The sequence below is a fragment of the Tabrizicola sp. genome (assembly GCF_016792905.1).
GTDB lineage: Bacteria > Pseudomonadota > Alphaproteobacteria > Rhodobacterales > Rhodobacteraceae > Tabrizicola.
Window position 1 is genome coordinate 13,420 of sequence record NZ_JAEULP010000022.1, and the last position, 24,464, is coordinate 37,883.

Sequence of the window (24,464 nt, forward strand, 5' to 3'; positions counted from 1 at the left end):
GCCATGATCGTCTGTCACTGCCAGTCCATCACCGATCACGACATCCGCGCGGCGGTGGACTGGATGCGCGCAGCCGATGCCGACACGGTGATCACTCCCGGCAAGATCTACCACGCGCTCGGCAAGCGCGCCGATTGCGGGGGGTGCATGCCCCTGTTTCTCAACACCATGCGCGCGAACGAGAATTTTCGCGTGCCTGGCAAGGATGCGGTCCCGGTGCTGCGCCGCCCGAGGATCATTGCCGCAGAATAGCCTAGTTTTTCTATAAACTTCTGGAAAGGCAGGGAAATCCCGCCTCCGCACCCCTGTCGCGCTGGACAGGGCGGCTGGATCGGCCTAACTTCGCCTCGACTCCAGCCAGGCAGCACCGCCCCAGCCAGGGTCAGCCCCGCACAGCGCGAAAGGATCCGGCCATGAAGGGCGACGCGAAAGTCATCGAATTTCTCAACTCTGCGCTCCGGTCAGAGCTGACTGCCGTCAGCCAGTACTGGCTGCACTATCGGCTTCAGGAAGACTGGGGCTTCGGTCACCTCGCCGACAAGTCGCGGGCCGAATCGATCGAGGAGATGCATCACGCCGACCGCCTGATTGCACGGATCATCTTTCTGGAAGGCCACCCGAACCTGCAGAAGCTCGACTCCCTGCGCATCGGCCAGTCGATCCGCGAGACCCTGGAATGCGACCTCGCCGGGGAATACGACGCGCGCACCCTCTACATCGAGGCGCGGCAGCACTGCGACAAGGTCGGCGACTACGTCTCCCGCGCGCTTTTCGACGACCTGATCGCGGACGAGGAAGGCCATATCGACTTCCTCGAAACCCAGATCGGCCTCTTCGACAAACTCGGCGCCGAACGCTACGGCCTCCTCAACGCCAAACCTGCCAGCAAGGCGGAATAGCGCGGTTGGCTGGGTGCCAACCCACCATGCCATCGACCACCCATTCGAATGCCTGGCGCGATAGCCGGGCATTTCCTTTGACGATCCGGTGTTCGTCCTCGCCCTCCCCCTCTCCGCCTGCCGCAAAGACCATTCCTGGCACCGGACGCCGAGGCAGGTCGCCGAAGTGCGAACCATCTTGAGATCAAGTATCCGCGTGAATGTTCGCTCGATGCCCCCGCGAGGCGCAAGAAGATGTCGGTATCCTATGAGACCATTGAGTGTGAGCGCTGCGGCTATGCTGAAACCAGCTTGGTGACAGCAGGAAAGTTTGTCTGGTCGGACGGCAGCGAGGAATACTGGTTCAGCCGACAACTTGCGGTCTGCAAGAATTGCGAATGCGTTGTCGCAATGGAGGAGTTTCCGGAACCGGCTGTTCTGGCCGAGGCGCGGAAACGCCTTGGCAGCTATTGGCGTAAGCTCACCAGGAACTACGGAGTTGATGACGTGGGCATGATGGCACGCAGCAAGGGGCTTGCAGTGGCGGAGAAAGTCATCGCGTTGCAGCGCAAGCCCGTTTGCCTTTCCTGCGGCAGCGCGAACGTAGCGCCGCTCGTGACCCCTGACGATGGTGGTTCCGACGACACGCGGATTCGATCCTTGGGTATCCAGCATCCGGGATGCGGTGGAATGCTGACGATTTACGGATCTGGTGGTGATCGCGCAGCACCGCTGGAAGTGACGCGAATCTACGACCTCCATGGAAGGCAGATAGGGACGCGACCCGGATGGTAGGATTGTTATCTGTTCACTGAGTCCTTGACGCTGTTCAGCCGTACCGATGAGCACGGGCGCGCAATTTCACGCACCATTCCTCACCGACACTCTTGCAAGTCGGCCGCCAGCCCGCTCTCCCCTCGGTGAACCGGGCCAAACGCGGGTCTCACCCGACCCTCACCACCGGGCCAGACCCGCCTTGATCCCAAATCGCCCGGCGCAAGACCCGTCCACACCATGCGCCCAGCCCTACCTTTCACCTGTCCCCAAATATCCCCGCCGGAGGCCCTTCGCCCGAGCCGGTTGGCCGCAAGGCCAGAGGCGAGAGAAAGGCTTGCGCGTCAGCGCTCAATTTGCGAACCGCCGCCGCCCACACGACGCCCCCCCGCCCGTCCCGACGGCCAGCCCCAAGCGCCTCCCCTCCCCCACCGTGGGGAGGGGCCGGGGGTGGGGGGCATCGCGCCAGATTCCGATTCGCTCCGAATGGTTAACGCCCAAGTCCCCCTACGCACGTATGGCCGCTTTCCAGACGCATTCCATACGGTTTCCATACGTAAATCCTTCGGCCAACCTCTTGATCTAACGCACCGAACTCTCCGCCGCCCCGACGCCACCCCCCAAGATCGTGAAACACCCCCTGCGACCCCCCGCCGCAGCCTTATTTTCCGATTGAAACGCTCGGAAAAGCGGCGCTATCTCCCGGCAAAGGAGCCCACCATGCGTTTCGCCACCGCTCTCATCTGCCTGATCGCCGCCCCCGTCCTGGCCCAGGACCTGGATGACCGCCACCTCCCCGTCCTGCCCCGCACCGACAAGGACAGCGCGAAGATCGCCAAAGTCCTCGCCCCACCCGCCGATTTCACCAAGCCCGAACCCTTCGAGGCCAACCCCGGCGGTGCCGCCACCGTCCGCGACATCGCCACCGCCGACGCCTTCAGCCAGCACTCCGCCAACATGGCCTTCGAGCGCGAGATGGACTTCAAGCTCGGCAACGCGCTTTTCCGCAAGACCTGGGTCGCCGCCCCCTCCTCCACGGCCGCCTCCGACGGCCTCGGTCCCCTCTACAATGCCCGCGGCTGCCAGGATTGCCACCTGAAGGACGGTCGCGGCCATACCCCTCCCACCCCCGACGCCAGCCGCGTCTCGATGTTCCTCCGCCTCTCCGTCCCCGGCGGCCCAGCCCCCGAAGGCATCGCCGACTGGATCGCCACCTCGCCCGACCCGACCTATGGCGGCCAGCTGCAGGACCTCGCCGCCCCCGGCCATGCCGCCGAAGGCCGGATGGACGTGACCTGGACAGAAACCCCCGTCACCCTGGGCGACGGCACCGTGGTCAACCTCCGCACCCCCGCTTACGTCTTCGCCGACCCCGCCTACGGTGCCCCGGCGCCGGACATCATGCTCTCGCCCCGTGTCGCCCCCCAGATGATCGGCCTCGGGCTTCTGGAGGCCATCCCCGCCGCCGACATCCTCGCCAAGGCCGATCCCGACGACACTGACGGCGACGGCATCTCCGGTCGCCCGCAGATCGTCCCCTCCGTCGAATTCGCCACCCCCATGCTCGGGCGCTTCGGCCTGAAGGGCGGCGCCCCGACCGTCAAGGAACAATCCGCCGGGGCCTTCGCCGGCGACATGGGCCTCTCCACCGTGCTCCACCCCGACCCCTGGGGCGACTGCACCAAGGGCGAACAGACCTGCATCGACGCCCCCCACGGCCAGGAACCCGGCATCCGCGACGGGCTGGAAGTCGACGGCCCCAGCCTCGACCTCGTCACCTTCTATGCCCGCAACCTTGGCGTCCCGGAACGGCGCGGTGTCGACGACCCCAAGGTGCTGAAGGGCAAGGAATTGTTCTACACCACCGGCTGCCAGTCCTGCCACACGCCGAAATACGTCACCAACCGCCTCAAGGACCAGCCGGAGCAGAGCTTCCAGCTGATCTGGCCCTATACCGACCTTCTCCTGCACGACATGGGCGAAGGCCTGGCCGACAACCGCCCGGAGGGCCGCGCCACCGGCAGCGAATGGAAGACCGCACCGCTTTGGGGCATCGGGCTGACCGAACAGGTCTCGGGTCACAGCGAATTCCTGCACGACGGTCGCGCCCGCAGCCTGATCGAGGCTATCCTCTGGCACGGCGGTGAGGCACAATCCCAGCGCGACGCCGTCGCAGCAATGACCACCGAGGACCGCGAGGCCCTCCTTGCCTTCCTGGGAAGCCTCTGATGCGTATCCTCTTCCTGTCGCTCGCCCTTGCCGGCCCGGTCGCTGCCGACACCGCCGCCGTGGTGCGCGACCATGCCCGGCCCGGCTATGCCGCCTTCGACGAAGCCGCCGGACGCCTGGCCGATATCGACAGCTGCGACACCGAAACCTTGCGGAGCGCCTTCCAGGCCACTTATGACGCCTGGCTTGCGGTAGAGCACCTCCATCTCGGACCGGCCGAAGACGAGGGCCGCTCGCTTGCCATCCTGTTCTGGCCCGATCCCAAGCGCCTCGGCGCCAAGGCGCAGACCGCGCTCCTCGTCGGCGATCCCGCGGCCCTGACCACCGAGGCCATGGCCCAGCAATCGGTCGCCGCGCGCGGCCTCGCAGGACTTGAACGCCTGCTCTATCCGGCCGAAACGCTCCCTGCGGATCCCTGCCCGCTGATCGAGGCCACCGCGAACGACCTGTCCCGAGCCGCCGCCGTGCTGGACAACGAATGGGGCGGGTTCGGCGATCTTCTCATGACGGCGGGCCAGCCCGGCAATGATCGCTACCTGTCCGAGAAGGAGGCGACGCAGGCGTTGTTCACCCAGCTTGCCACCGGGCTTGAGTTCGTGGCCGACCGCCGCATCGGCCGCCCCCTCGGCACCTTCGACAAACCGCGCCCCGATCTCGCCGAAGGCATCGCCTCGGGCCGGGCGCTGGCCAACATCACCCTGTCGCTCAAGGCGCTGCGCGACCTTGCCCTGCGGCTCGACCCCGACAGCGCAAAGACCCAGGCCGCCTTCGACCATGCGATCGGCCTGTCCGAGACGCTGAACGATCCCCTGCTCGACCACATCACCGACCCGCAGGCCTGGCTGAAGCTGGAAATCCTGCAACAGGCCATCCGCGCCACCCGCGACACCGCGATTGCCGAAATCGGCCCGGCGCTTGGCGTCGAGCTTGGCTTCAATTCGCAGGATGGTGACTGATGCAGCGCCGCACCTTCCTTGCCAGCTTCGCCGCGACGCTTGCCCCCCGCCTGACCTGGGCCGATGTCGGCGCCCCCGCCTTCCTGGCCGCCGGGAAGCGCGGCGAGGACTATTTCCTGCACGGGCTGTCCGTCACCGGCGCCTCGCTCTTCCAGTTGCCTTTGCCCGGGCGCGGCCATGCCGCCGCCGCACATCCGACCCGGGCCGAGGCCGTCGCCTTCGCGCGCCGCCCCGGTACCTTCGCCCTGGTGCTCGACTGCGCCACCGGCGAGATCCGCCACCGCCTGACCCCGCCCGAGGGGATGCAGTTCAACGGCCACGGCGCCTATTCGCCGGATGGCTCCCTCCTGATGACCTCCGAGGTCGTCGCAGACACGTCCGAGGGTCGGATCGGGCTCTGGGACACCGCCCGTTACACGCGGCTGACCGACTGGCCCAGCCACGGCATCGGCCCGCATGAGGTGAAACGTCTCGCCGATGGCCGTCTCGTGGTGGCGAACGGCGGTATCCAGACCGATCCTGTGGACCGGACCAAGCTGAACATCCCGGACATGCGGCCGAACCTGACGCTGCTGGCCGAGGATGGCGCCCTGATCGACCAGATCGACCTGCCAGACCTGCACCAGAACTCGATCCGCCACCTTGCGCTGCAAGGCGACAGCATTGCCTTCGCCATGCAATGGGAGGGCGACCCGGCGGAACCCGTGCCGCAGCTTGGCCTCTGGACCCCGGGGCAGCCGCCAGTCCTCTGCCCCCCGCGCGAAGCCGAGGCCTTCACGATGCAGGGCTACGCAGGCTCCGTCGCCGCCACGACGGACCGCATCCTGATTACCTCGCCCAAAGGGGGCGCGCTGATGCTCTTCGACGCGGGCGGCAGTCCTGTCGCCACGCATCTGCGCGCCGACCTCTGCGGCGCGGCCACGGCGTCGGGGGCTTTCACCGTGACCGACGGTCAGGGCGCGATCTGGTCCGTCGACGATGAGGGTCTCACCCCGCTCGGCACCGATGAAACCCAGTGGGACAACCACCTCGTCGCGTTGACCTGAGCCCCTGTAGGGTGGGTGAAACCCACCATCCTGCGGGAACCATCCTGCTCGAACGGTGGATCGGCATCCACCCTGCAAGCCTCTCCGCCGCCGCAGGATGGGTACTCTGCCCACGCGCTTCCTGTCATGTTCCCCTGTGCGCGGACGACATCGCTCGCCACTTCCGGCCCCCAACCCCTTTCACCTGGCACCAAATATCCTCAGGGGGTTCGGGGGGCGAAGCGCCCCCGACAACCGAGCCGGTTGGCGCTTGCGCCAGAGGCGAGACAAGAGGCTTGCGCGCCAGCGCTCACTTTGAAAGGCGCCCGTCCCTCGGCACCCCGCCCGAAATCCTTGCCAAACCCCTAACGCCCGCGCACAAGCCGTTGATTTCAAATGCCCGAAAAATCTGTCCACCGTGGACAGGTCACGCCAAGAGCCGCGCCCCGTCCTGCCCCGCGATGCGGATTTCCCGGATCGCCCCCTCCGGCTGGTCCGCCGCGAAGGCGACCTCGGTGAACTGCTCGGTCCGTCCGACCCGCGGCCCCTCGGTCAGGACCCGGTGGGTCTGCCCGACCTGGGCCACCAGATGCCGCCCAAGGACCTCGTGCCCCAAGGCCCGCAGCCGCGCCGCCCGCTCCCGGATTTCCGGGCCCCTGACCTGCGGCATCCGCGCCGCCGGGGTGCCCTTGCGGGGCGAAAAGGGAAAGACATGCAGGAAGGTCAGCCCGCAATCCCGAACCAGATCCAGCGACCGCTGGAACATCGCCTCGGTCTCGGTCGGGAACCCCGCGATGATGTCGGCCCCGAAGACCATCTCCGGCCGCAAGGCGCGCACCTCCTCGCAGAACCGGATCGCGTCGTCCCTGAGATGCCGCCGCTTCATTCGCTTCAATATCAGGTCATCCCCCGCCTGCAGGCTGAGATGCAGGTGCGGCATCAGCCGCGACTCGGTCGCGATCGCCTCGATCAGCGCCGGGTCGGCCTCGATGCTGTCGATCGAGGAAATCCGCAACCTAGGAACCGACGTCAGCTTCAGGATCCGGCGCACCAGATCGCCCAGCCGCGGCTCTCCCGGCAGGTCGGCCCCCCATGAGGTCAGGTCCACGCCGGTCAGCACCACCTCGTTGAAGCCCCTGTCGACCAGCCGGTTGATCTGCTCGACCACCACCCCCGCCGGAACCGATCGCGAATTGCCCCGGCCATAAGGGATGATGCAGAAGGTGCAACGATGGTCGCAGCCGTTCTGGACCTGCACATAGGCCCGGTGCCGCCCGAAGCCGTCGATCAGATGCCCCGCGGTTTCCCTGACCGACATGATGTCGTCGACCTGCACCCGCTCGGTCGCGCCGATCAGGCCCGGGGCCGCGATACCCTTCCAGGTCTCGGCCTGCATCTTCTCGTGGTTGCCGACAACCCGCGTCACTTCGGGCATTGCCGCGAAAGTCTCCGGCTCGGTCTGCGCCGCGCAGCCGGTGACGATGATTGCCGCCCCCGGATTCTCCCGCGACAGCCGCCGGATTTCCTGCTTGGCCTTCCGCACCGCCTCGCCCGTCACCGCGCAGGTGTTGACGATGACCGCTTCCGACAGGCCCGCCGCCGCCGCCAACTCCTTCATCGCCTCGGTCTCATAGGCGTTCAGGCGACACCCAAGGGTCGCGAAGACCGGGGGCTTCACGGGGCGGGTGGGTGCGTTCATCTGTTGGCCGCGATATACTCGGGCGACAGCACCCCGTCGAAGACTCGCGCCACCGGCCCGGTCAGCCAGACGCCATCGTCACGCCAGTCAACCTCCAGCGTGCCACCATCCGCCTCCAGCACCACATGCCGCCCGGTCAGGCCACGCAGGTGCGCCGCGACCGCTGTCGCACAGGCGCCGGAGCCACAAGCGAGCGTGATCCCCGTCCCCCGCTCCCAGACCCGCATCCGCAGGTGGTCGGGACCAAGCAGCGAGGCAAACTCGACATTGGTGCGCTGCGGGAACAGCGGGTCATGCTCATGGCCCGCACCCACCGCCACAAGGTCCACCGCCTCGGCATCCGGGACGAAACGCACAGAATGCGGGTTGCCCATGCCGACGGCCACCGGATCGCCCGGAAGCGGCAGGTGCAGCGCGTCGACCTCGCGCGCCAAGGGCACCTCGCGCCAGTCAAGCTGCGGCTGCCCCATGTTCACCGCGACCCGGCCATCTGCCAGCCGCTCGGCCCTGAGACCGCCCCGCGCCGTAACTAGCGAGGCTTCTTCGGCCCCGATACCGCGCATCACATAGTCCGCCACGCAGCGGGTGGCATTGCCGCAGGCCCCGGCCTGCGAGCCGTCGCTGTTCCAGAACACCAGCCCGAAATCCGCGCCGTCTGCATCGGTGATCTCGGCCAACTGGTCGAAGCCCACGCCGCGGTTCCGGTCGCCCAGCGCGCGGGCCAGCCCGGCCGTCATCACCGCCCCGCGCCCGCGCGAGTCGATCACCACGAAGTCATTGCCCGCGCCGTGCATTTTCATGAACGGCAGGCCGGTCCGGGGAGTCATGTCCTTCATGCCCCGGCATATACGCCCGCGGCCCAAGATTTGCCAGTGCCGCATGCTTTTGCCCTTGACCCCCGTCCCCGGCTTGCCTAATCAGCCGCCTCGTGGGGCCGGTAGCTCAGTTGGTAGAGCAGCTGACTTTTAATCAGCGGGTCACAGGTTCGAATCCTGTCCGGCTCACCACCCACAGAAAGGCCCGGGTCCTGCGACCCGGGCCTTTTGCGTTTCAGATCATGCGGATCGTATCCTTGCCCACCGCCAGCATGTAGCCGCGGCGGGCGATGGTCTTGACCAGAAGCTCGCTGACAAGCTGGTTGCCCAGGGCGTCGCGCAGCCGTTTCACGCGCGTCGCCCCGGCGGCTTCGTCGCAGTCGGCCTCGTTGCGGCCCGAGATCACCGATTCAATCTGCGCGCCAGTCAGCACCTCGTCATCCATCCGCGCCTCGGCGAGAACCGACAGCGTCTCCAGCGCGGCCTCGGTCAGCTGGAATTCCAGGTCGTTGATGTAGACCGCCCGCGCCTCGCGGCTGATCATCAGGCTTGCCACCTGGATGCCTGACCGCTGGATCGCGGAGATCCGGCGGTTCAGCGCGATGATCATGACAAGGAATACCAGCGCGGCAATGAGGAGCGCGGTGGAGAAGACCAAAAGGACGAAGATGACCGAACGGTAGCTGGCCAGCACCGAGGAAAAGGCCGTGCCCGATTGCGCCAGGATTTCCAGAAGCTTGATCTCGGCCCCGGTGTTCAGATTGTCGTTCTCGACGAACAGCCGTTCGACCCGGGCGTTGAACGCGTTCGCATCCGGCAGGTTCAGGAACAGGAACAGCGCCGCCCCCAGAAGGATGAGGACGATGGCGGCAATTCCGAAGGCGACGACACGGTTGCCGGCCTTGAGGCTTTCAGTAACGGAGGAAGTAGTCTCCGGCACTCGCTTTCCTTTCTGCAAGACCTTCCGGCCCGAATGTGGACAGAACGTTCAGCAGCGTCCAGCCGTCGGCCGCCAGTCTCGGCGCCAATTCGCCTTCGGCCGCGCCGGGCGAGCAGTTGGCATCGGACACCTGCGCGACACCGTAGTGCAGTTGCAGCGGCTCGTCACGCTTGGCCTTGTAGTCCGCATAGCACTCTGCCGCCGCCGGTCCGGCCAGGGCCAGCGCTAAGGCTGCAGAGGTGATCAGTCTTTTCATCTTCCCGCTCCGGAAAAGGAGGCTGCTCGATTGCTGACGGACAATGCGCGGGCGCGCACTGATATTCAATATCACGCCGGATTCTGGCGTTCCGCTATCGGATAGCAAGTCGGATTTTCCGCACCGCTATGGCCTAGCAGGCAGGCGATATTGCTTACGGCGAAACCCCGGGGCGAGGCTTGGGTCATCGGGCCGGAGACGCCATTGGCAACAGGCCGCCCCGAGGAAACGAAGACCGTCACAAGGAGCCAGCCATGTCCGTCGAATTCAGAAGCAAGTCGTACCGCATCGCGTCGCACGGCATTGCCGAGACGACTCTCTCGGGTCGCCGGCTGGCCGCGATGATCACCGGAGGCGCGGCAGCCCTGGCGCTGGTGCTGGCCACAGCCATTCCGGCCCGGGCCGAGCCCAATGACCTGACGAAGGCGCTGATTGCGGCCCTGGTGGTCGGCGCCATCGCGCACGAATTGAACGACAAGGACAAGCCCGCGCCCGAACCGGCGAAGTCGAAGCGCGTGCCGTCGGTCTGCGCGATCTCCATCGACGGGGCCGAGCGGTCGGTCACGCTGTTCCCGGAAAGCTGCCTGCGCAAGGAAGGCTTCGACTATCGCCTGCCGCGCTACTGCGCGAACAGCGCCACCATCTTCGGCAAGCGCGACCGGGTCTATTCGGCACAGTGCCTGCGCGAGGCCGGGTTCCGGGTTCCGGGGCGCTGATCCCGGGGACATCGAAACGCGGGCCGCCGAGGCGGCCTTGAACGAAGCGGGACGGCCCTAGCCCCGCTTCCGTCTGGGGGGCGGGAGGGTGAGCAGCTCCCGCCCCCTTTTTCTGCCTCCGGTTCCGGGATAGGTCCGGATCATGGCTGGCATCCTTCCCGACTTCACCCATGAGACCGAGGCGATGGCGCGTGGCGCGTGTCGGGTGGTGGGCGTTGACGAGGTCGGTCGCGGCCCCCTCGCCGGACCCGTGACCGCCTGTGCCGTGCGGCTTGATCGTGGCCGCATTCCGCAGGGCCTGCACGATTCCAAGCTGCTGACCGCCGCGCGGCGCGAAGCCCTGTTCGACGCGATCATGGCGGTGGCCGAGGTCGCGGTCGCCCATGCCTCGGTCGAGGAGATCGACAGGTTGAACATCCTGCGCGCCAGCCACCTGGCGATGGAGCGGGCGGTGGCGGGGCTTCAGGCCGACCATGCGCTGATCGACGGCAACCTGATCCCGCGCGGACTGGGCTGCGCCGCGACGGCCATCGTGAAGGGTGACGCGCGCTGCCTGTCGATCGCGGCGGCCTCGATCGTGGCCAAGGTCACGCGCGACCGGATCATGGTGGATTTGGCGCAACAACACCCCGGCTACGGCTGGGAGGCCAACGCGGGCTACCCGACAAAGGCGCATCTGGAGGCACTGCAAATCCTAGGTGTAACCCCTTGGCATAGGCGTTCCTTCCGGCCGGTCCACAACATCTTGTATCAAGGGAATTCTGTAACTTCTTGATTCAAAAAAGAATTTGACGGCGAATCGGCTCTGACTCATGATTCTGGGCAAGAACGGCACATCAATGATGCCGGGGGCAGAGGCAGAGAATGACGACCAGGAATACCGCGGCGGAAGGGGCGCTTCCGCTGAACCAGATCCTTGCTGGCGACTGCGTGGAGGTGATGAACTCCCTCCCGGCAGGCTCCGTCGACCTGATCTTTGCCGATCCGCCCTACAACCTCCAGCTTCGCGGCGACCTGCATCGGCCCGACAACTCAAAGGTCGACGCGGTGGACGACCACTGGGACCAGTTCTCCAGCTTTGCCACCTATGACAGCTTCACCAAGGACTGGCTGGCGGCGGCCAAGCGGCTGTTGAAGCCGAACGGGGCCATCTGGGTGATCGGCAGCTATCACAACGTCTTCCGCCTGGGGTCCGAGTTGCAGAACCAGGGCTTCTGGCTCTTGAACGACGTGGTCTGGCGCAAGTCGAACCCGATGCCGAACTTCAAGGGCAAGCGGCTGACCAACGCGCATGAGACGTTGATCTGGGCCAGCCGCGACGAGGCGGCGAAATACACCTTCAACTACGAGGCGCTGAAGGCGCTGAACGACGGCGTGCAGATGCGGTCGGACTGGGTGATCCCGCTCTGCACCGGGCATGAGCGGCTGAAGGATGAAAACGGCGACAAAGCGCATCCGACGCAGAAGCCAGAGGCGCTCTTGCATCGGGTGATCGTCGCGACGACCAATCCGGGCGACGTGGTGCTGGACCCGTTCTTCGGCACCGGGACGACCGGGGCGGTCGCCAAGATGCTGGGCCGCGACTTCATCGGCATCGAGCGCGAGGCAGCCTATCGCAAGGCCGCCACGCAGCGGATCGACCGGGTGCGGCGTTTCGATGCCTCGGCTTTGGAGGTTTCAGGGTCGAAGCGGGCGGAGCCGCGGGTGCCGTTCGGCCAAGTCGTCGAACGCGGGATGCTGCGGCCGGGGGAGGAGCTGTTTTCCCTGGGCAACCGCTTCAAGGCCAAGGTGCGCGCGGATGGCACGCTGATCGGCAATGACGTGAAGGGGTCGATCCACCAGGTCGGCGCGGCGCTGGAAGGGGCGCCAAGCTGCAATGGCTGGACCTACTGGCACTTCAAGCGGGACGGAAAGATGGTCCCGATCGACATCCTGCGGCAGCAGATCCGGGCCGAGATGGAGGCCGACGGGGCACGCCCGCACTGACATTGGAACACGCCTGTCCCCCGGACCGCCTGGGGGACACCTTTACCCCGCCGAGATGTCTCGGCGGGGTTTTTTCCTGTGACGCGGCCATTTGCGCGAAGGGCACCGGGACTCCCCTTTCCCGGAAAAGTTCTGCTATTGGGTCAGCATGGTCTTTCGACGGCGCACCCCCCTGACCCTGCCGCAGAAGCTGCGCGCTTTTGTCCTGCCGCCCGGAGGCTGGCGCCGGTCCCTCACCTATCTGCGGCTGCGCCTGACCCGGATTTCCGACCAGCCGCACCGCGTGGCGCGCGGCATCGCCTGCGGGATGTTTGTCGGCTGCACCCCCTTCTTCGGTCTGCACCTGCCGCTCGCCGCCGCGCTGGCCTGGGCCTTCCGCGGCAATGTCGTCGCGGCGCTGCTCGGGACCGCTGTCAGCAACCCTGTCACGATCCCGCTGATGGCGGTCCTGTCGCTGGACCTTGGCCGGGTGATCCTGGGCGATGGCCTGACGCTGCCCTTCCGCGAGATCATGACCGCCTTCGGTCAGGCGGGGGACGAGATCACCCGCAATATCGAGGCGATCTTCACGCCCGCAGTCATGCACTGGGACAAGCTTGCCCAGTTCTGGCACGAGGTCTTCCTGCCCTATCTGGTCGGAAGCCTCGGGCCGGCACTTGGTGCAGCACTTCTCGGCTACTGGATCAGCCTGCCGATGATCGAAGCCTACCACACCATGCGGGCCAGACGGCGCGAGGCGCGGGCGCGGAACCGTCCCGAAAGCACCCGAGACAGCTTCACCAAGGAGAATTGAGATGAACGGCGCGGAAACCCTGGTGAAAACCCTTCTGGCCAGCGGTGTGCGTATCTGCTTCGCCAACCCCGGCACCTCCGAGATGCATTTCGTCGCGGCATTAGACCGCCATCCGGAGATGCGCTGCATCCTGTGCCTGTTCGAGGGCGGCGTCTCAGGCGCGGCTGATGGCTATTATCGGATGACGGGCGAGGTTGCGGCGACGCTCCTGCACCTTGCCCCCGGCTTCGGCAATGCCTTCGCCAATCTGCACAACGCACGCAAGGCGCAAAGCGGGGTGCTGAACATCATGGGCGACCATGCCGACTATCACCTGCGCTTCGAGGCGCCGCTCAAGGGTGACACGGTGGGGGTTTCTCAGGCCGTCTCGCACTGGACAAGGGTTTCCGGTGCGGCTGGAAAGGTCGCGGGCGATGCGGCCGAGGCGGTGCAGGCGGCGCGGGCGAAGGGCGGGCAGATCGCCACGCTGATCCTGCCGGCGAACACGGCCTGGGAAGCGGCGGAAGGGCATGCGGTGGCCGCAGAACCCCCGGCCCTGCGCCGCCCGTCGCAGGGGGAAATCAAGGCCGCCGCGCGGGCGCTGCGCCAGCCAGGGGCGGTGCTGCTGCTGGACGGCCCGGCGCTCTACACCGACCTCGGGCTGCTGGCGAAGCGCCTGACCAAGGCCTCGGGTGCGCGGCTGATGCAGCCCTTCTTTGCCAGCCGCTTCCGGCGCGGTGCGGGTGTGGTGAAGTTCGAGCGGATGGCCTACCGGATCGACGACAACCTGAAGCTTCTGGCCGGGGTGCCTTCGCTGGTGCTGTGCGGCACGACCCGCCCCGCCGGGTTCTTCGCCTATCCCGGCCTGCCCTCCACGCCCGACGACCCCGACACCCGGCTGATCGAGCTGTGCGGCCGCGAGATGGATATCGCATGGACCTTGCAGGCGCTGGCGGGGGAGTTGGGGGAGGCGGCGCTTGGGCCGGAGGATTTCGTGGCCGAAGACCTGCCTCCGCTGCCGGACGGGGCGCTGACCGTGGCCAAGGTCGGCGAGGCGGTGGCGGCGCTGATGCCGGACAACGCCATCGTGGTGGATGAGGGGATCACCGCCTCGTACTTTCTTGCGCCGGGGCTGAAGCGAGCGCGGGGGCATGACGTGCTGACGATCACCGGCGGGTCGATCGGCTTTGGCCTGCCGAATGCGGTGGGGGCGGCGGTGGCCTGCCGGGACCGCAAGGTGGTGGTGATGGAGGGCGACGGGTCGGGAATGTACACGCTCCAGTCGCTGTGGACGATGGCGCGGGAGGGGCTGGACGTGACCACGGTGATCTTCGCGAACCGGGGCTACCAGATCCTGCGCGAGGAACTGGCGGCGATGGGGGTGAACGAGGTCGGACGGAACGCGGCGCGGATGTTCGACATGGATGGCCCCGCGCTGGACTGGGTTGCGCTGGCCAAGGGGCATGGGGTGCAGGCGGTGCGGGTCGATGACATGGCCGGGTTCAACGCGGCGTTTGCCGAGGCGATGGGGCAGCGGGGGCCACGGCTGATCGAGGTGGTGTGCTGATTCAGCAGAGTGGGTGTCCACGGTGGACAGATTTTTCGAGTGAACGATTTCAATGACTTGGTCGCGGACATTCATGAAAAGTTAACTTCTCAGCACTTGCCGTCGTTTACCCCGCCACCGGGTTCAGTGCCTTGTTGTAAGGGTGCCAGTCGGCGATGTCGGGGTAGTGTTGCCGACGCCAGGCCTTCACCCGGCGGTTCATGATCCGCTTCCACAGGGGCGGGACCATCGCGGCCATGGTCATCAGCGGATAGCCGTAGGGCAGTTGCGGGGCCTCGTCCTCGGCATAGGTTTGCAGCACCGGAAAGCGGCGGTCGGGCTTGTAGTGGTGGTCGGAATGGCGCTGGAGGTTGATCAGGAGCCAGTTCGAGGCCTTCTGGTCGGCGTTCCAGCTGTGACGGGGCAGGACATGCTCGTACTTCCCCTCGCCCAGGTGGCGGCGGGTGAGGCCGTAGTGCTCGATGTAGTTGACCAGCTCCAGTTGCCAGATCGCGGTGAAGGCCTGGACCAGGAAGAGGCCGAGGCCCTGCCAGCCTCCCAAGCTTAGGGCCAGGGCGAGGAAGCCGGCTTGCAGCAGGGCATAGCGCCAGAAGGGGTTGCTGCGGTGCCACCGGGTCAGGCCCCTGCGGGCCAGCATTGCGGCCTCGGCAGCCCATGCCGATTGCGGGCATTGCCGCAGGACGCGGGGGAAGAAGCGGTGGAAGCCTTCGTTGTAGCGCGCCGTCACCGGGTCGCGCGGGGTGCCGACGTGGAGGTGATGGACGCGAAGATGTTCCGAGCGGAAGTGCGAGTAGAGCACCGAGGCGAGCAGGAGGTCGGCCAGCCAGCGTTCAAGGCGCGATTTCTGGTGCATCAGTTCGTGGGCGTAGTTGATGCCGATGGTGCCCGAGACGACGCCCATGCCGAAGAAGAGGGCGATCTTCTCGCCGGTGTCGAGGTGGGCGGCGCGGGGGACATACCAGAGCATCAGGGCGAGGAGAGCGATCTGGATCGGGAACCAGACCAGCGTGACCATGCGGTAGGCGGTCAGTGCGGCGTCGGGCGTGCCGGGGTCGGGGTTTTCGGTGTTCCGCCCGGTTATCGCGTCGAGGAGGGTGAAGAGCCACCAGGTCGACAAGGGCAGGAGCGCGATGGTCCAGCCGCCCTGCACCATGCCGAGGACGGCAAGCGGCGGCAGGCAGAGGGACAGCCAGAACGGCAGGGCTTTCGGGAGCGGGCTCATGGGCCGGAGTGTAGCGGAATGGCGGGGCGGCTCAACGGGTGAGGGTGTCGCGGCGGTTTGCCCATTCCTCCTGACGCGGGGGAGGGGAGGCGCATGGGGCAGGTCTCAGCTTCCGATCCGGTGCCGGGCAAGGTCCCAGGCCTTGCGCATGACGGTAGGCAGATCGGCGGGGCGGAAGGCCGCACGGGGGATCAGGTCGCCACGGGTGGGGGGGCCGTCGACATGTCCGGCGTGGACGCGCAGGATCAGGTGGAAATGGGTGAAGGTGTGGCGGACCTCGCCGATCTCCTGCCAGTCGGCCTTTGCCGGGGCCTCGCCGCCCTGCCCGTCCCAGCCGTCGCCCGGAATGCCCAGCATCCCGCCGAGAAGACCCCGCTCGGGGCGCCGTTCCAGCAGGATCGCCCCGTTGCGGTGGCCAAGCCAGAGTTTGCCGTGGCGCGTGGGTTTGTCGGGCTTCGGCGACCTGCGGGGCAAGTCGGACTGGAGGCCTTCGGCGCGGGCGCGGCAGGCATGGTTCCACGGGCAGATGCCGCAGGCGGGCGAGCGCGGGGTGCAGATCGTTGCGCCAAGGTCCATGACGGCTTGGGCGTAATCTCCCGGGCGGATCGCCGGGGTCAGGCGGGCCGCGAGCGCGGTGAGTTCCGGCTTGGCGGCGGGCAGCGGCGTTTCGACGCGGTGCAGGCGGGCCATCACCCGTTCGACATTGCCGTCGACCACGGTGGCGGGTTCGTCGAAGGCGATGGCCGCGATGGCGCTGGCGGTATAGGGGCCGATGCCGGGAAGGGTCAGGAGGCCCTCTCGCGTCGTCGGGAACTGGCCGCCATGCAGCGCGACAACCGCACGGGCGCATTTCAGGAGGTTCCGGGCGCGGGCGTAATAGCCGAGGCCGGCCCATTCGCCCATCACCTGCGCGTCTTCGGCAGCGGCAAGCGCGGCGACCGTCGGCCAGCGGGCGGTAAAGCGCTGGAAATAGTCCTTCACGGCGGCGACCGTGGTCTGTTGCAACATCACCTCGGACAGCCAGACGCGGTAGGGATCGGGCCGGACGCCTGCCGCACGGTCCTGCGGCGAGACACGCCAGGGCATGACACGGGCGTTGCGGTCGTACCAACCAAGAAGCTGGAGCGCGAGGGATTCGGGGGTGTCCATCGGAACGACAATAGCCTGTGGGGTGCGGGCGGCCAGAGGGGGCGGATAACCCCGCCATAACGCATTGTTTATTCCTGTTTCAGCCTTCGCTCTGGCGGGGGCGGGTGCTTGCGGTAGAATGCAGCCCAAGGACAGGAGCAGATGAGCCGCAAACCCCTTCCCTCGCCCAGCGCGGACCACCGGATGCGGGGGTTCGAACCGGCCTTCGGGCTGATGAAGGATGCCGTCCGCTCCGCCGGGGAATCGCGCGGCTTTGCCGTGGCGCGGCTTCTGACCCATTGGGCCGAGGCGGTAGGCGAGGACATGGCGCGCAAGACCCGGCCGGTGAAGGTCGGCTACGGGAAAGGCGGCATGGGGGCGACGCTGACGCTCTTGGTCAAGCCCGCCGAGGCGCCGATGGTGCAGATGGCGCTGCCGCAGCTGAAGGACCGGGTCAATGCGGTCTATGGCTATGCGGCCATCAGCCATATCCACCTGACCCAGACCGCCGCCACCGGCTTTGCCGAAGGGCAGGCCGAGTTCACCCCGGCGCCGAAACCCGCGAAGGCCCCCGACCCCGCCACGACTGCCCAGGCGCAAGCTGTGGCGAAGGGCGTCGCCGACCCAAGCTTGCGCAGCGCGCTTGAACAGCTGGCGCAAAACATCTTAACTCGCCCGCGATCTTGATATCCGGACTCACGAAGGACCCTGACCCATGCTGAAACTGAACCGCCGGGCGATGATCGCCCTTGCCGCTGCCGCCACCGCGGCGATGACCCCGGCGCTGGCGCAGGAAACCACCACCGCCGAGACTCCGGCCGCCGCTGGCCCTGGCGATTTCTCGCTGGGTTCGCCGGACGCCAAGGTGAAGATGGTGGAATACGCCAGCTTCACCTGCCCGCACTGCGCGCATTTCCACGAAACCGTCTTCGGCCAGCTGAAGAAGGACTATATCGACACCGGCAAGGTGCATTTCACCCTGCGCGAGGTGTATTTCGACCGCTACGGCTTGTGGGCCGCGCTGATCGCGCGCTGCGGCGGCGAGATGAAGTATTTCGGCATCCAGGACATGCTGTTCGCCAAGCAGGCGGAATGGGCCGCGTCGGATGATCCGGCAGTGGTGGTCGAGAACCTGAAGACCCTTGGCCGGTCCGCCGGGCTGGAAGATGCGGCGATGGACGCCTGCCTGAACGACCAGGCCAATGCCGAGGCGCTGATCACCCAGTTCAAGACCAACTTCGAGGCCGACGGGGTGGAAGGCACGCCGACCCTGTTCATCAACGGCACCAAGTATTCCAACATGGCCTATGAGGACCTGAAACCGATCCTCGACGCAGAGCTGGCAAAGTAAATGGCCGCGACCCTGGAAGGCATCCGCGTCATCGAGCTGGCGCGGATTTTGGCTGGACCCTGGGCCGGGCAGACGCTCGCCGACCTGGGCGCCGACGTGATCAAGGTCGAGGCGCCGGAAGGTGACGATACAAGGCGCTGGGGGCCTCCGTTCATCGAAAGCCACGGCGAGAAGACCGCCGCCTATTTCCACTCGGCCAACCGGGGAAAGCGGTCGATCACCTGCGATTTCCGCACGGCGGAGGGGCAGGAAATCGTGCGTCGGCTGGTGGCCGATGCGGACGTGGTGATCGAGAACTTCAAGGTCGGGGGGCTGGCGAAGTATGGTCTCGACTGGGAGAGCTTGCGCAAGGTGAACCCCCGGCTGATCTACTGTTCCATCACCGGCTTCGGGCAGGACGGGCCCTATGCGCATCGGGCCGGGTATGACTTCATCATCCAGGGCATGTCGGGGCTGATGTCGGTCACCGGCCCTGCGGACGGGCAGCCGCAGAAGGTGGGGGTTGCCGTCACCGACATCTTCACCGGCGTCTATGCGGCGACGGCGATCCTTGCCGCACTGGTGCAGCGCGGACGGACGGGCGAGGGCCAGCAGATCGACATGGCGCTTCTGGACGTGGCGACCAGCGTGATGGCGAACCAGGCGATGAACTATCTGGCAAGCGGCAAGGCACCGGGGCTGATGGGCAACGCGCATCCGAACCTTGCGCCCTATGCGGTGTTCGACTGCAAGGATGGCTGGCTGATCCTGGCCACCGGGAACGATGCGCAGTATCAGCGGCTGTGCCGGATCCTGGGGCTGGAGGCGATGGCCACCGAGCCGCGTTTCCTGACCAACGCCGACCGCATCGCCAACCGGGCCGAGATGACCGAACGGCTGACTGCGGCGACGAAGACCTGGGCGAAGGCCGATCTTCTGGCCGCCTGCGAGGCTGAGGGGGTTCCGGCCGGGCCGATCAACGATCTGGCCGAAGTTTTCGCCGATCCGCAGGTGGTGGCGCGGGGGATGCAGATCGCGCCGGAAGGGATGAAGGGCGTGCGGAGCCCGATGACCTTCTCGGGCGCCGAACTGGCGCTGGACCGACCCGCACCAAGGCTGGGGCAGCATCAGGAAGAGGTGCTGGGGAAGGTGTAGAACCGGAGTTTTCGAAAACTCCGCTGCGAAGCCTTTGAAGGCTTCGGCTCGATTTCTTCGAAGAAATCGGGCTAGAGTCCCAGCCGGTCGAATGCGGTGTCCATCTCCGACCAATCCTCGACCTGCAACCTGACCACCAGCGTCAGCACCTTCGCCCGCCACTGCGGCGGCAGGCGGGCGGCGTCCTTTTCGGTCGTCACCAATTGCGCCCCGGCCTGGTCGGCCTCCATCTCCAATCGCCGCAGCAAGGTTTCCGACAGGGTTTCATGATCCCCCAGCGCCTCGCCCCGGATTACGTCTGCCCCCTGGGCGCGGAGGGTGGCGAAAAAGCGGGAGGGATCGGCTATCCCGGCAAATGCGAGCACCCGCTCACCTTTCCAGTCCATCCCCATCTGCAGGGGCTGCAACTGCCCGCGCAGGCGGGGAAGGTCGAGCGGTCCCCAGATGGCATCGAACTGCACCTGCGCCGCGCTGTCGCCGATGGCCAGCACCAGATCGGCGCGGGAAAGGCCCGTGGCCACGGGCTCGCGCAGGGGTCCTGCCGGAATGCAGCGCCCGTTGCCGAAGCCACGGGCGGCGTCCACGACGACAAGGCCAAGCGAGGGCTTCACCGCCGGGTTCTGGAACCCGTCGTCCATGAGGATCGCCCCGGCCCCGGCCGCCTCGGCCGCGCGAACCCCCGCCGCGCGGTCCCGCGCCACCCAGACCGGCGCGAAGGCCGACAGGAGTAGGGGCTCGTCGCCCACCTCCTCGGCGGTATGGCGGCTGTCGTCCACCCGCAGCGGGCCTTCGAGCCGTCCGCCATACCCGCGGCTGACCACATGCACCTTGCGCCCCCGGGCGGAGAGCCGCTCGATCAGCGCGATCACCGTGGGCGTCTTGCCGGCACCGCCCGCCGTCAGGTTGCCGACGCAGATCACCGGAACCTGCGGGACATAGCCGGGCTGCCGGAGCCGCCGTGCCGTGGCTGCGGCGTAAAGCCAGCCGAGCGGCGCCAGCGCGCGTGGCAGAAGGCCCGGGCGGTCCGGCGGGCGCCACCAGAAGCCGGGCGCGCGCATCATTCCTCGCCGTCCATGATCGCGCGGAGGCGGGTCAGGATGCCCTCGGTCACTTCAGCGCCGTCGCTTGCCACCATCCAGGCCGCCTGCGCCAGCCGTGCGGCGCGATCCGGCGCCAGGAGATCGCCCAGCGCATCGCCAAGATCGCTGGCCGACGCCACCGCCCGCGTCGCGCGCGCCGCGCCAAGCCGCGCAAAGACCGGCCCGGACTGCCCGGTGCGCGGCCCGTGAAGGATCGCCGAGCCCAGCGCCGCAGCTTCCATCGGGGTGCGGACCGGACCCTTGCCCAGCAGGCTGCCGCCAAGGAACGTCACCGGGGCGAGCCGATACCAGAGCCCGTATTCCGCCGGGTTGTCGACGACGAAGACCTCGATGTCGGGCTCGGGTTCCTCGTCCCGCGCGCGCTGCGCCACGGCCCAGCCCATGCCCGCCTCCAGCTTGCGCGCAAGGGTCGCGGCCCGGGCCGGATCTTCCGGCATGAGGATCAGCAAGAGCCGGTGCGAATGTTGCAGCGCCTTGCGGTGCGCCTGCAGGACCGCCTCTTCCTCGGCTTCGATCACACCCGCGGCAAACCAGACCGGCCGTGCCGCCAGGAGGCTGGCCAGCGCGGCGCGCTCCGCCTCCAGCCCCGGCAGGACGGCACTCTCCTCCTCCATCCGTCCGGTCACGGCCACCGCAGACAGCGCCGCGCCGCCCTTGCGGAAGGCGCGCGCGGCGGCCTCGTCCACCGCCATGATCGCCCGGAACCGCGCCAGCGCCGAGCGCATCAGGCCGGGATACCAGCCATCGCGTTCGCGCAGGAAGGCCGGGGCCTTGCCGTTCACCACCAGCATCGGGATCTTCCGCTCGGCGGTTTCATGCATCACGGCGGGGCGCAGCTGGCCACCGGCAAAGACAGCGATTTCCGGGCGCCAGTGGTCAAGGAAGGCCCGGGCATCGACCGGGCTGTCGACGGGCGGCGGCTGGACGATCACGCCGGGCAGCGACGCAACCGGAACCGGGGCGGTCAGGAGGACCGGCAGGCCGTCCTCCTCGACCAGGCGCCGCGCGAGCGCGCGCATCGGGCTGACAAGGCCCTCACCCGGTGCGTGCAGCCACAGAAGCCGCCCCGTCGGCCGGGCGGGCCGGGTCTGATCCTCGCCCGGCTCGCGCCGTTGGCCCAGGTTGTAGAGCGTCAGGCCAAGCGGGGAGGCCATGGGTCAGAGCCCAAGCTCCTCGGTCGCCGATCCGGCCCGGGCCTCGTCGCGCAGGCGGTGGATATGGGCGATGAAATAGCGCATGTGCGCGTTGTCGACGGTGCGCTGCGCCTCGCCCTTCCAGGCCTTGAACGCGCTTTCATAGTCGGGAAAAATCCCGACGACGTGAATCTGGCTGACGTCGCGGAAGACGTTGGTCTGGGGGTCCACCAGCTCGCCACCGAAGACGAGATGCAGGCGCTGGGTCATTTCAGGCTTCCTTCGGATCAGGCGCGGCGACACTACCTGCTTCCTGGGGGCGGGGGAAGTCCGCGCCGCGCCTCTTGCGTTGGGAACCCCGAGGGGTCACATTCCTGTCAACGCGGCGAATGATGATCTTCGGCGTGGTTTTGGAACGGAGGACTTGACCTTGGATCTTGATTTTCTCATCGGCTGGCCGGGTGTCTACCTCGCCATCGCGCTTTTCATCATTCTCTGCATCTTCCTGGGCGTGCGGATCGTGCCGCAGTCGGAGAAGCATGTGGTCGAACGCTTTGGCCGACTTCGGGCGGTTCTGGGGCCGGGGATCAACTTCGTGGTGCCCTTCCTGGACCGGATCGCGCACAAGGTTTCGGTGCTGGAACGCCAGCTGCCGAACGCCAGCCAGGATGCAATCACCGCCGACAACGTGCTGGTGAAGGTCGAGACCTCGGTCTTCTACCGCGTGACCGAACCGGAAAAGACCGTCTACCGCATCCGGGACGTGGACGGGGCGATTGCCACCACGGTCGCCGGGATCGTGCGGTCGGAAATCGGCAAGCTGGAACTGGACCAGGTGCAGTCGAACCGCGCCCAGCTGATCGAACGGGTCCGCGAACAGGTCACGGCGATGGTCGATGACTGGGGCGTCGAAGTGACCCGGGCGGAAATCCTGGACGTGAACCTGGACGAGGCGACCCGCGCCGCGATGCTGCAACAGCTGAACGCGGAACGCGCGCGGCGGGCGCAGGTGATGGAGGCCGAGGGCAAGAAGCGCTCGGTGGAGCTTGCCTCGGACGCCGACCTCTACGCCGCCGAGCAGGCCGCCAAGGCCCGGCGCGTGACGGCGGATGCCGAGGCCTACGCAACGGGGGTGATCGCGGTCGCGATCAAGGAGAACGGGCTGGAAGCGGCGCAGTTCCAGGTCGCGCTGAAGCAGGTCGAGGCCTTGCAGGCGGTGGCCTCGGGCCAGGGCAAGCAGACGATCCTGGTGCCGGCGAATGCACTGGAAGCCTTTGGCGATGCGTTCAAGATGCTGAAAGGACGGGGCTGACATGATGGCGACCCTGATGGGAACCTGGTGGGCCTGGGTGATCCTGGGCTTCGCGCTCGGGGTGCTTGAGGTGCTTGCGCCGGGGTTCATCTTCCTTGGCTTCGCGATCGGGGCGGTGGTGACGGGTGTGCTGGTCGGAATTGGCGTCCCCGCCGGACCAACGGCGCTGATCCTGGTCTTCGCGGTGGTCTCGGTGGTCGCCTGGCTGGTCCTGCGCCGACTGGTCGGGGTTCGGGAAGGCCAGGTCAAGGTCTGGGACCGCGACATCAACGACAACCCCTGAGCCATCGGGGTGGAGTTCACCGGGGCCAAGGCGGCGCTGTTCTGCGGGGCCTCGGTGCTGACCTACCTGCGCGACGAAAAGCCGGGCCTGCGCTGGCCCGGTCTTTGGGATCTTCCCGGCGGGGGCCGCGAAGGGGCGGAGGGGCCGGAAGACTGCCTCCTGCGCGAGCTGTGGGAGGAGTTCGGCCTGCGGCTGGCGGCCGGGCGACTGGTCTGGCGGCGGGTGTTTCCCTCGACGGTGGAGGCGGGCCGGAGTTCGGTCTTCTTCGGGGGATGGCTGTCCCCGGACGAGGTGACGGCGATCCGCTTCGGGGACGAGGGGCAGCGCTGGGAGCTGATGCCGGTCGCGGGGTTCCTCGACCATGCGCGGGCCGTGCCCGAGATGCAGCGGCGGGCCGGGATCGTGTGGAGCGACCTGTTGCCCGGCCAGGGCCATCGACGGCTGCCAGCGCGCGACAGCCTTGCGTCATGGGGCGTTCCCGGATTTGCTGAGGCAAGTCCGAACCGTAGACAGGAGCCACCCATGACCGAGGAAATCGTCAAAGGCCGCGATGTCACGATCCGCTTCGATGGCGGACGCTGCGTCCATTCCCGCAACTGCGTGCTTGGCCATCCCGAGGTCTTTGTGCCGAACGTGCAGGGCGAATGGATCCATCCCGATGCGGCCAGCGCCGAAACGGTGATGTTCACGGCGCTGGCCTGCCCGTCCGGCGCGATCCGGGCATTCCGCAACGACGGATCGGCAACATCCGACACGCCGCCCGTGGTGAACACCGTCCGGGTTCGTGAGAACGGGCCGCTGGCGGTCGAGGCCGAGCTGCAGATCAGGGGCGAAGCACAGGCCACGCCCCGCGCGACGCTGTGCCGCTGCGGCCAGTCGCAGAACAAGCCGTTCTGTGACGGCGCCCACGCCGCCGCCGGGTTTACGGCGACCGGAGAACCAGCCGCGAAGGAGTTCAAGGCGCTGGAGGTGCGGAACGGCCCGCTGAATGTCGAACCGCAGCCCAACGGACCGTTGATGGTGATGGGCAATCTGGAGATTGTCTCGGGCACGGGCCGGACGCTCCACAAGGTGACGAAGACCTGGCTCTGCCGCTGCGGGCATTCGGCGAACAAGCCCTATTGCGATGGCAGCCACAAGGCGGCGGGATTCGTAGCGGACTGAGGGTATGCCTCCTCGCGCGATGCA

General features: G+C 67.3%; 26 protein-coding genes and 1 tRNA gene. 18 read left to right on the forward strand and 9 right to left on the reverse strand.

The genetic code is table 11. The features are described 5' to 3' along the window. Positions 1-3: 3 nt before the first annotated feature. From JNL31_RS04380 to JNL31_RS04405, 6 genes are all read left to right on the forward strand, one after another. Positions 4-252, forward strand: a complete 249-nt coding sequence (locus JNL31_RS04380) for a bacterioferritin-associated ferredoxin (protein ID WP_294970479.1) — start codon at positions 4-6, stop codon at positions 250-252. Between the two features lie 161 nt (positions 253-413). Then, positions 414-899, forward strand: a complete 486-nt coding sequence (gene bfr / locus JNL31_RS04385) for a bacterioferritin (RefSeq protein ID WP_294970481.1) — start codon at positions 414-416, stop codon at positions 897-899. Between the two features lie 234 nt (positions 900-1,133). Further along, positions 1,134-1,673: a hypothetical protein gene (locus JNL31_RS04390; RefSeq protein ID WP_294970483.1), complete on the forward strand. Its 540-nt coding sequence runs from the start codon at positions 1,134-1,136 to the stop codon at positions 1,671-1,673. Between the two features lie 699 nt (positions 1,674-2,372). Beyond that, positions 2,373-3,881 (forward strand): di-heme oxidoredictase family protein, encoded by a 1,509-nt coding sequence (locus tag JNL31_RS04395; protein ID WP_294970485.1) that lies wholly within the window; start codon positions 2,373-2,375, stop codon positions 3,879-3,881. After that, positions 3,881-4,837: an imelysin family protein gene (locus tag JNL31_RS04400; protein ID WP_294970487.1), complete on the forward strand. Its 957-nt coding sequence runs from the start codon at positions 3,881-3,883 to the stop codon at positions 4,835-4,837. Before JNL31_RS04395 ends, JNL31_RS04400 begins: the two co-directional genes overlap by 1 nt. Continuing rightward, positions 4,837-5,883, forward strand: a complete 1,047-nt coding sequence (locus tag JNL31_RS04405; protein ID WP_294970489.1) for a DUF1513 domain-containing protein — start codon at positions 4,837-4,839, stop codon at positions 5,881-5,883. Before JNL31_RS04400 ends, JNL31_RS04405 begins: the two co-directional genes overlap by 1 nt. A gap of 406 nt (positions 5,884-6,289) precedes the next feature. Here the strand turns inward: JNL31_RS04405 and mtaB are convergent, their stop codons facing one another. Both mtaB and dapF read right to left on the reverse strand, forming a co-directional pair. Then, positions 6,290-7,540 carry a tRNA (N(6)-L-threonylcarbamoyladenosine(37)-C(2))-methylthiotransferase MtaB gene (gene mtaB, locus JNL31_RS04410; RefSeq protein WP_294970535.1) on the reverse strand — a complete coding sequence of 417 codons (1,251 nt, stop codon included), beginning with the start codon at positions 7,538-7,540 and terminating at the stop codon, positions 6,290-6,292. Positions 7,541-7,557: 17 nt separating this feature from the next. Beyond that, positions 7,558-8,397 (reverse strand): diaminopimelate epimerase, encoded by an 840-nt coding sequence (dapF, locus tag JNL31_RS04415; protein ID WP_294970491.1) that lies wholly within the window; start codon positions 8,395-8,397, stop codon positions 7,558-7,560. 95 nt (positions 8,398-8,492) lie between these two features. On the opposite strand from dapF, the gene JNL31_RS04420 reads away from it, so the two are divergent. Continuing rightward, positions 8,493-8,568, forward strand: a tRNA-Lys gene (locus JNL31_RS04420). Positions 8,569-8,611: 43 nt separating this feature from the next. Here JNL31_RS04420 and JNL31_RS04425 read toward each other — a convergent pair. Together JNL31_RS04425 and JNL31_RS04430 are read right to left on the reverse strand one after the other, a co-directional pair. Then, entirely contained in the window at positions 8,612-9,316 is a 705-nt protein-coding gene (locus tag JNL31_RS04425; protein WP_294970493.1) for a hypothetical protein, read from the reverse strand. After that, complete coding sequence (locus tag JNL31_RS04430; protein ID WP_294970495.1) at positions 9,288-9,572, reverse strand: hypothetical protein; 285 nt, start codon at positions 9,570-9,572, stop codon at positions 9,288-9,290. Before JNL31_RS04430 ends, JNL31_RS04425 begins: the two co-directional genes overlap by 29 nt. Before the next feature lie 254 nt (positions 9,573-9,826). Between JNL31_RS04430 and JNL31_RS04435 the strand changes: the two genes are divergently transcribed. The 5 genes from JNL31_RS04435 (at position 9,827) to JNL31_RS04455 (ending at position 14,613) form a co-directional block, all read left to right on the forward strand. Next, complete coding sequence (locus tag JNL31_RS04435; protein ID WP_294970496.1) at positions 9,827-10,288, forward strand: hypothetical protein; 462 nt, start codon at positions 9,827-9,829, stop codon at positions 10,286-10,288. A 142-nt stretch (positions 10,289-10,430) separates the two neighbouring features. Beyond that, a complete protein-coding gene (locus JNL31_RS04440) occupies positions 10,431-11,063 on the forward strand; it encodes a ribonuclease HII (RefSeq protein ID WP_294970498.1) in 633 nt (210 codons plus the stop codon). An 89-nt stretch (positions 11,064-11,152) separates the two neighbouring features. Next, the gene (locus JNL31_RS04445; protein ID WP_294970500.1) at positions 11,153-12,274 is read left to right on the forward strand and encodes a site-specific DNA-methyltransferase; all 1,122 of its coding nucleotides are present in this window, start codon (positions 11,153-11,155) and stop codon (positions 12,272-12,274) included. A 148-nt stretch (positions 12,275-12,422) separates the two neighbouring features. After that, positions 12,423-13,067 (forward strand): DUF2062 domain-containing protein, encoded by a 645-nt coding sequence (locus JNL31_RS04450; RefSeq protein WP_294970502.1) that lies wholly within the window; start codon positions 12,423-12,425, stop codon positions 13,065-13,067. Between the two features lies 1 nt (position 13,068). Further along, positions 13,069-14,613, forward strand: a complete 1,545-nt coding sequence (locus JNL31_RS04455) for an acetolactate synthase large subunit (protein WP_294970504.1) — start codon at positions 13,069-13,071, stop codon at positions 14,611-14,613. Between the two features lie 106 nt (positions 14,614-14,719). Here the strand turns inward: JNL31_RS04455 and JNL31_RS04460 are convergent, their stop codons facing one another. Both JNL31_RS04460 and mutY read right to left on the reverse strand, forming a co-directional pair. Next, a complete protein-coding gene (locus JNL31_RS04460) occupies positions 14,720-15,835 on the reverse strand; it encodes an alkane 1-monooxygenase (RefSeq protein WP_294970506.1) in 1,116 nt (371 codons plus the stop codon). Between the two features lie 105 nt (positions 15,836-15,940). Next, positions 15,941-16,984, reverse strand: a complete 1,044-nt coding sequence (gene mutY, locus JNL31_RS04465) for an A/G-specific adenine glycosylase (RefSeq protein WP_294970508.1) — start codon at positions 16,982-16,984, stop codon at positions 15,941-15,943. A 141-nt stretch (positions 16,985-17,125) separates the two neighbouring features. Here mutY and JNL31_RS04470 point away from each other — a divergent pair, with 141 nt between their 5' ends. From JNL31_RS04470 to JNL31_RS04480, 3 genes are read left to right on the forward strand one after another with little or no spacing between them, the layout of a single operon-like run. Then, positions 17,126-17,650 carry a DUF721 domain-containing protein gene (locus JNL31_RS04470; protein WP_294970510.1) on the forward strand — a complete coding sequence of 175 codons (525 nt, stop codon included), beginning with the start codon at positions 17,126-17,128 and terminating at the stop codon, positions 17,648-17,650. Positions 17,651-17,702: 52 nt separating this feature from the next. Further along, a complete protein-coding gene (locus tag JNL31_RS04475) occupies positions 17,703-18,314 on the forward strand; it encodes a DsbA family protein (RefSeq protein WP_294970537.1) in 612 nt (203 codons plus the stop codon). Beyond that, complete coding sequence (locus JNL31_RS04480) at positions 18,315-19,448, forward strand: CaiB/BaiF CoA-transferase family protein (protein ID WP_294970512.1); 1,134 nt, start codon at positions 18,315-18,317, stop codon at positions 19,446-19,448. Between the two features lie 71 nt (positions 19,449-19,519). Here JNL31_RS04480 and lpxK read toward each other — a convergent pair whose 3' ends face one another. From lpxK to JNL31_RS04495, 3 genes are read right to left on the reverse strand one after another with little or no spacing between them, the layout of a single operon-like run. Continuing rightward, the gene (gene lpxK / locus JNL31_RS04485) at positions 19,520-20,506 is read right to left on the reverse strand and encodes a tetraacyldisaccharide 4'-kinase (protein ID WP_294970539.1); all 987 of its coding nucleotides are present in this window, start codon (positions 20,504-20,506) and stop codon (positions 19,520-19,522) included. Further along, on the reverse strand, positions 20,506-21,702 hold the full coding sequence (locus tag JNL31_RS04490; protein ID WP_294970513.1) for a glycosyltransferase N-terminal domain-containing protein: 1,197 nt from the start codon (positions 21,700-21,702) through the stop codon (positions 20,506-20,508). Before JNL31_RS04490 ends, lpxK begins: the two co-directional genes overlap by 1 nt. Before the next feature lie 3 nt (positions 21,703-21,705). Then, positions 21,706-21,951, reverse strand: coding sequence for a DUF4170 domain-containing protein (locus JNL31_RS04495; RefSeq protein WP_294970515.1), 246 nt, complete (start codon positions 21,949-21,951; stop codon positions 21,706-21,708). Positions 21,952-22,111: 160 nt separating this feature from the next. Here JNL31_RS04495 and JNL31_RS04500 point away from each other — a divergent pair, with 160 nt between their 5' ends. The 3 genes from JNL31_RS04500 to JNL31_RS04510 are packed head-to-tail and all read left to right on the forward strand — an operon-like array spanning position 22,112 to position 24,440. Further along, positions 22,112-22,993, forward strand: coding sequence for an SPFH domain-containing protein (locus JNL31_RS04500; protein WP_294970517.1), 882 nt, complete (start codon positions 22,112-22,114; stop codon positions 22,991-22,993). Positions 22,994-22,997: 4 nt separating this feature from the next. Next, positions 22,998-23,276: a hypothetical protein gene (locus JNL31_RS04505; protein ID WP_294970541.1), complete on the forward strand. Its 279-nt coding sequence runs from the start codon at positions 22,998-23,000 to the stop codon at positions 23,274-23,276. Positions 23,277-23,285: 9 nt separating this feature from the next. Next, a complete protein-coding gene (locus JNL31_RS04510) occupies positions 23,286-24,440 on the forward strand; it encodes a CDGSH iron-sulfur domain-containing protein (protein ID WP_294970519.1) in 1,155 nt (384 codons plus the stop codon). The last annotated feature ends 24 nt before the right edge of the window (positions 24,441-24,464 follow it).

Bases quoted from the DNA above. Each gene is read 5' to 3' on its own strand.
- JNL31_RS04390 (WP_294970483.1), top strand. From the start codon at position 1,134: ATGTCGGTATCCTATGAGACCATTGAGTGTGAGCGCTGCGGCTATGCT.
- JNL31_RS04470 (WP_294970510.1), top strand. From the start codon at position 17,126: ATGAGCCGCAAACCCCTTCCCTCGCCCAGCGCGGACCACCGGATGCGG.
- JNL31_RS04445 (WP_294970500.1), top strand. From the start codon at position 11,153: ATGACGACCAGGAATACCGCGGCGGAAGGGGCGCTTCCGCTGAACCAG.
- bfr (WP_294970481.1), top strand. From the start codon at position 414: ATGAAGGGCGACGCGAAAGTCATCGAATTTCTCAACTCTGCGCTCCGG.
- JNL31_RS04505 (WP_294970541.1), top strand. From the start codon at position 22,998: ATGGCGACCCTGATGGGAACCTGGTGGGCCTGGGTGATCCTGGGCTTC.
- JNL31_RS04495 (WP_294970515.1), bottom strand. From the start codon at position 21,951: ATGACCCAGCGCCTGCATCTCGTCTTCGGTGGCGAGCTGGTGGACCCC.
- JNL31_RS04450 (WP_294970502.1), top strand. From the start codon at position 12,423: ATGGTCTTTCGACGGCGCACCCCCCTGACCCTGCCGCAGAAGCTGCGC.
- JNL31_RS04490 (WP_294970513.1), bottom strand. From the start codon at position 21,702: ATGGCCTCCCCGCTTGGCCTGACGCTCTACAACCTGGGCCAACGGCGC.
- JNL31_RS04405 (WP_294970489.1), top strand. From the start codon at position 4,837: ATGCAGCGCCGCACCTTCCTTGCCAGCTTCGCCGCGACGCTTGCCCCC.
- dapF (WP_294970491.1), bottom strand. From the start codon at position 8,397: ATGAAGGACATGACTCCCCGGACCGGCCTGCCGTTCATGAAAATGCAC.
- JNL31_RS04395 (WP_294970485.1), top strand. From the start codon at position 2,373: ATGCGTTTCGCCACCGCTCTCATCTGCCTGATCGCCGCCCCCGTCCTG.
- JNL31_RS04430 (WP_294970495.1), bottom strand. From the start codon at position 9,572: ATGAAAAGACTGATCACCTCTGCAGCCTTAGCGCTGGCCCTGGCCGGA.
- JNL31_RS04400 (WP_294970487.1), top strand. From the start codon at position 3,881: ATGCGTATCCTCTTCCTGTCGCTCGCCCTTGCCGGCCCGGTCGCTGCC.
- JNL31_RS04440 (WP_294970498.1), top strand. From the start codon at position 10,431: ATGGCTGGCATCCTTCCCGACTTCACCCATGAGACCGAGGCGATGGCG.
- lpxK (WP_294970539.1), bottom strand. From the start codon at position 20,506: ATGCGCGCGCCCGGCTTCTGGTGGCGCCCGCCGGACCGCCCGGGCCTT.
- JNL31_RS04475 (WP_294970537.1), top strand. From the start codon at position 17,703: ATGATCGCCCTTGCCGCTGCCGCCACCGCGGCGATGACCCCGGCGCTG.
- mutY (WP_294970508.1), bottom strand. From the start codon at position 16,984: ATGGACACCCCCGAATCCCTCGCGCTCCAGCTTCTTGGTTGGTACGAC.
- JNL31_RS04460 (WP_294970506.1), bottom strand. From the start codon at position 15,835: ATGAGCCCGCTCCCGAAAGCCCTGCCGTTCTGGCTGTCCCTCTGCCTG.
- JNL31_RS04380 (WP_294970479.1), top strand. From the start codon at position 4: ATGATCGTCTGTCACTGCCAGTCCATCACCGATCACGACATCCGCGCG.
- JNL31_RS04455 (WP_294970504.1), top strand. From the start codon at position 13,069: ATGAACGGCGCGGAAACCCTGGTGAAAACCCTTCTGGCCAGCGGTGTG.
- JNL31_RS04435 (WP_294970496.1), top strand. From the start codon at position 9,827: ATGTCCGTCGAATTCAGAAGCAAGTCGTACCGCATCGCGTCGCACGGC.
- JNL31_RS04480 (WP_294970512.1), top strand. From the start codon at position 18,315: ATGGCCGCGACCCTGGAAGGCATCCGCGTCATCGAGCTGGCGCGGATT.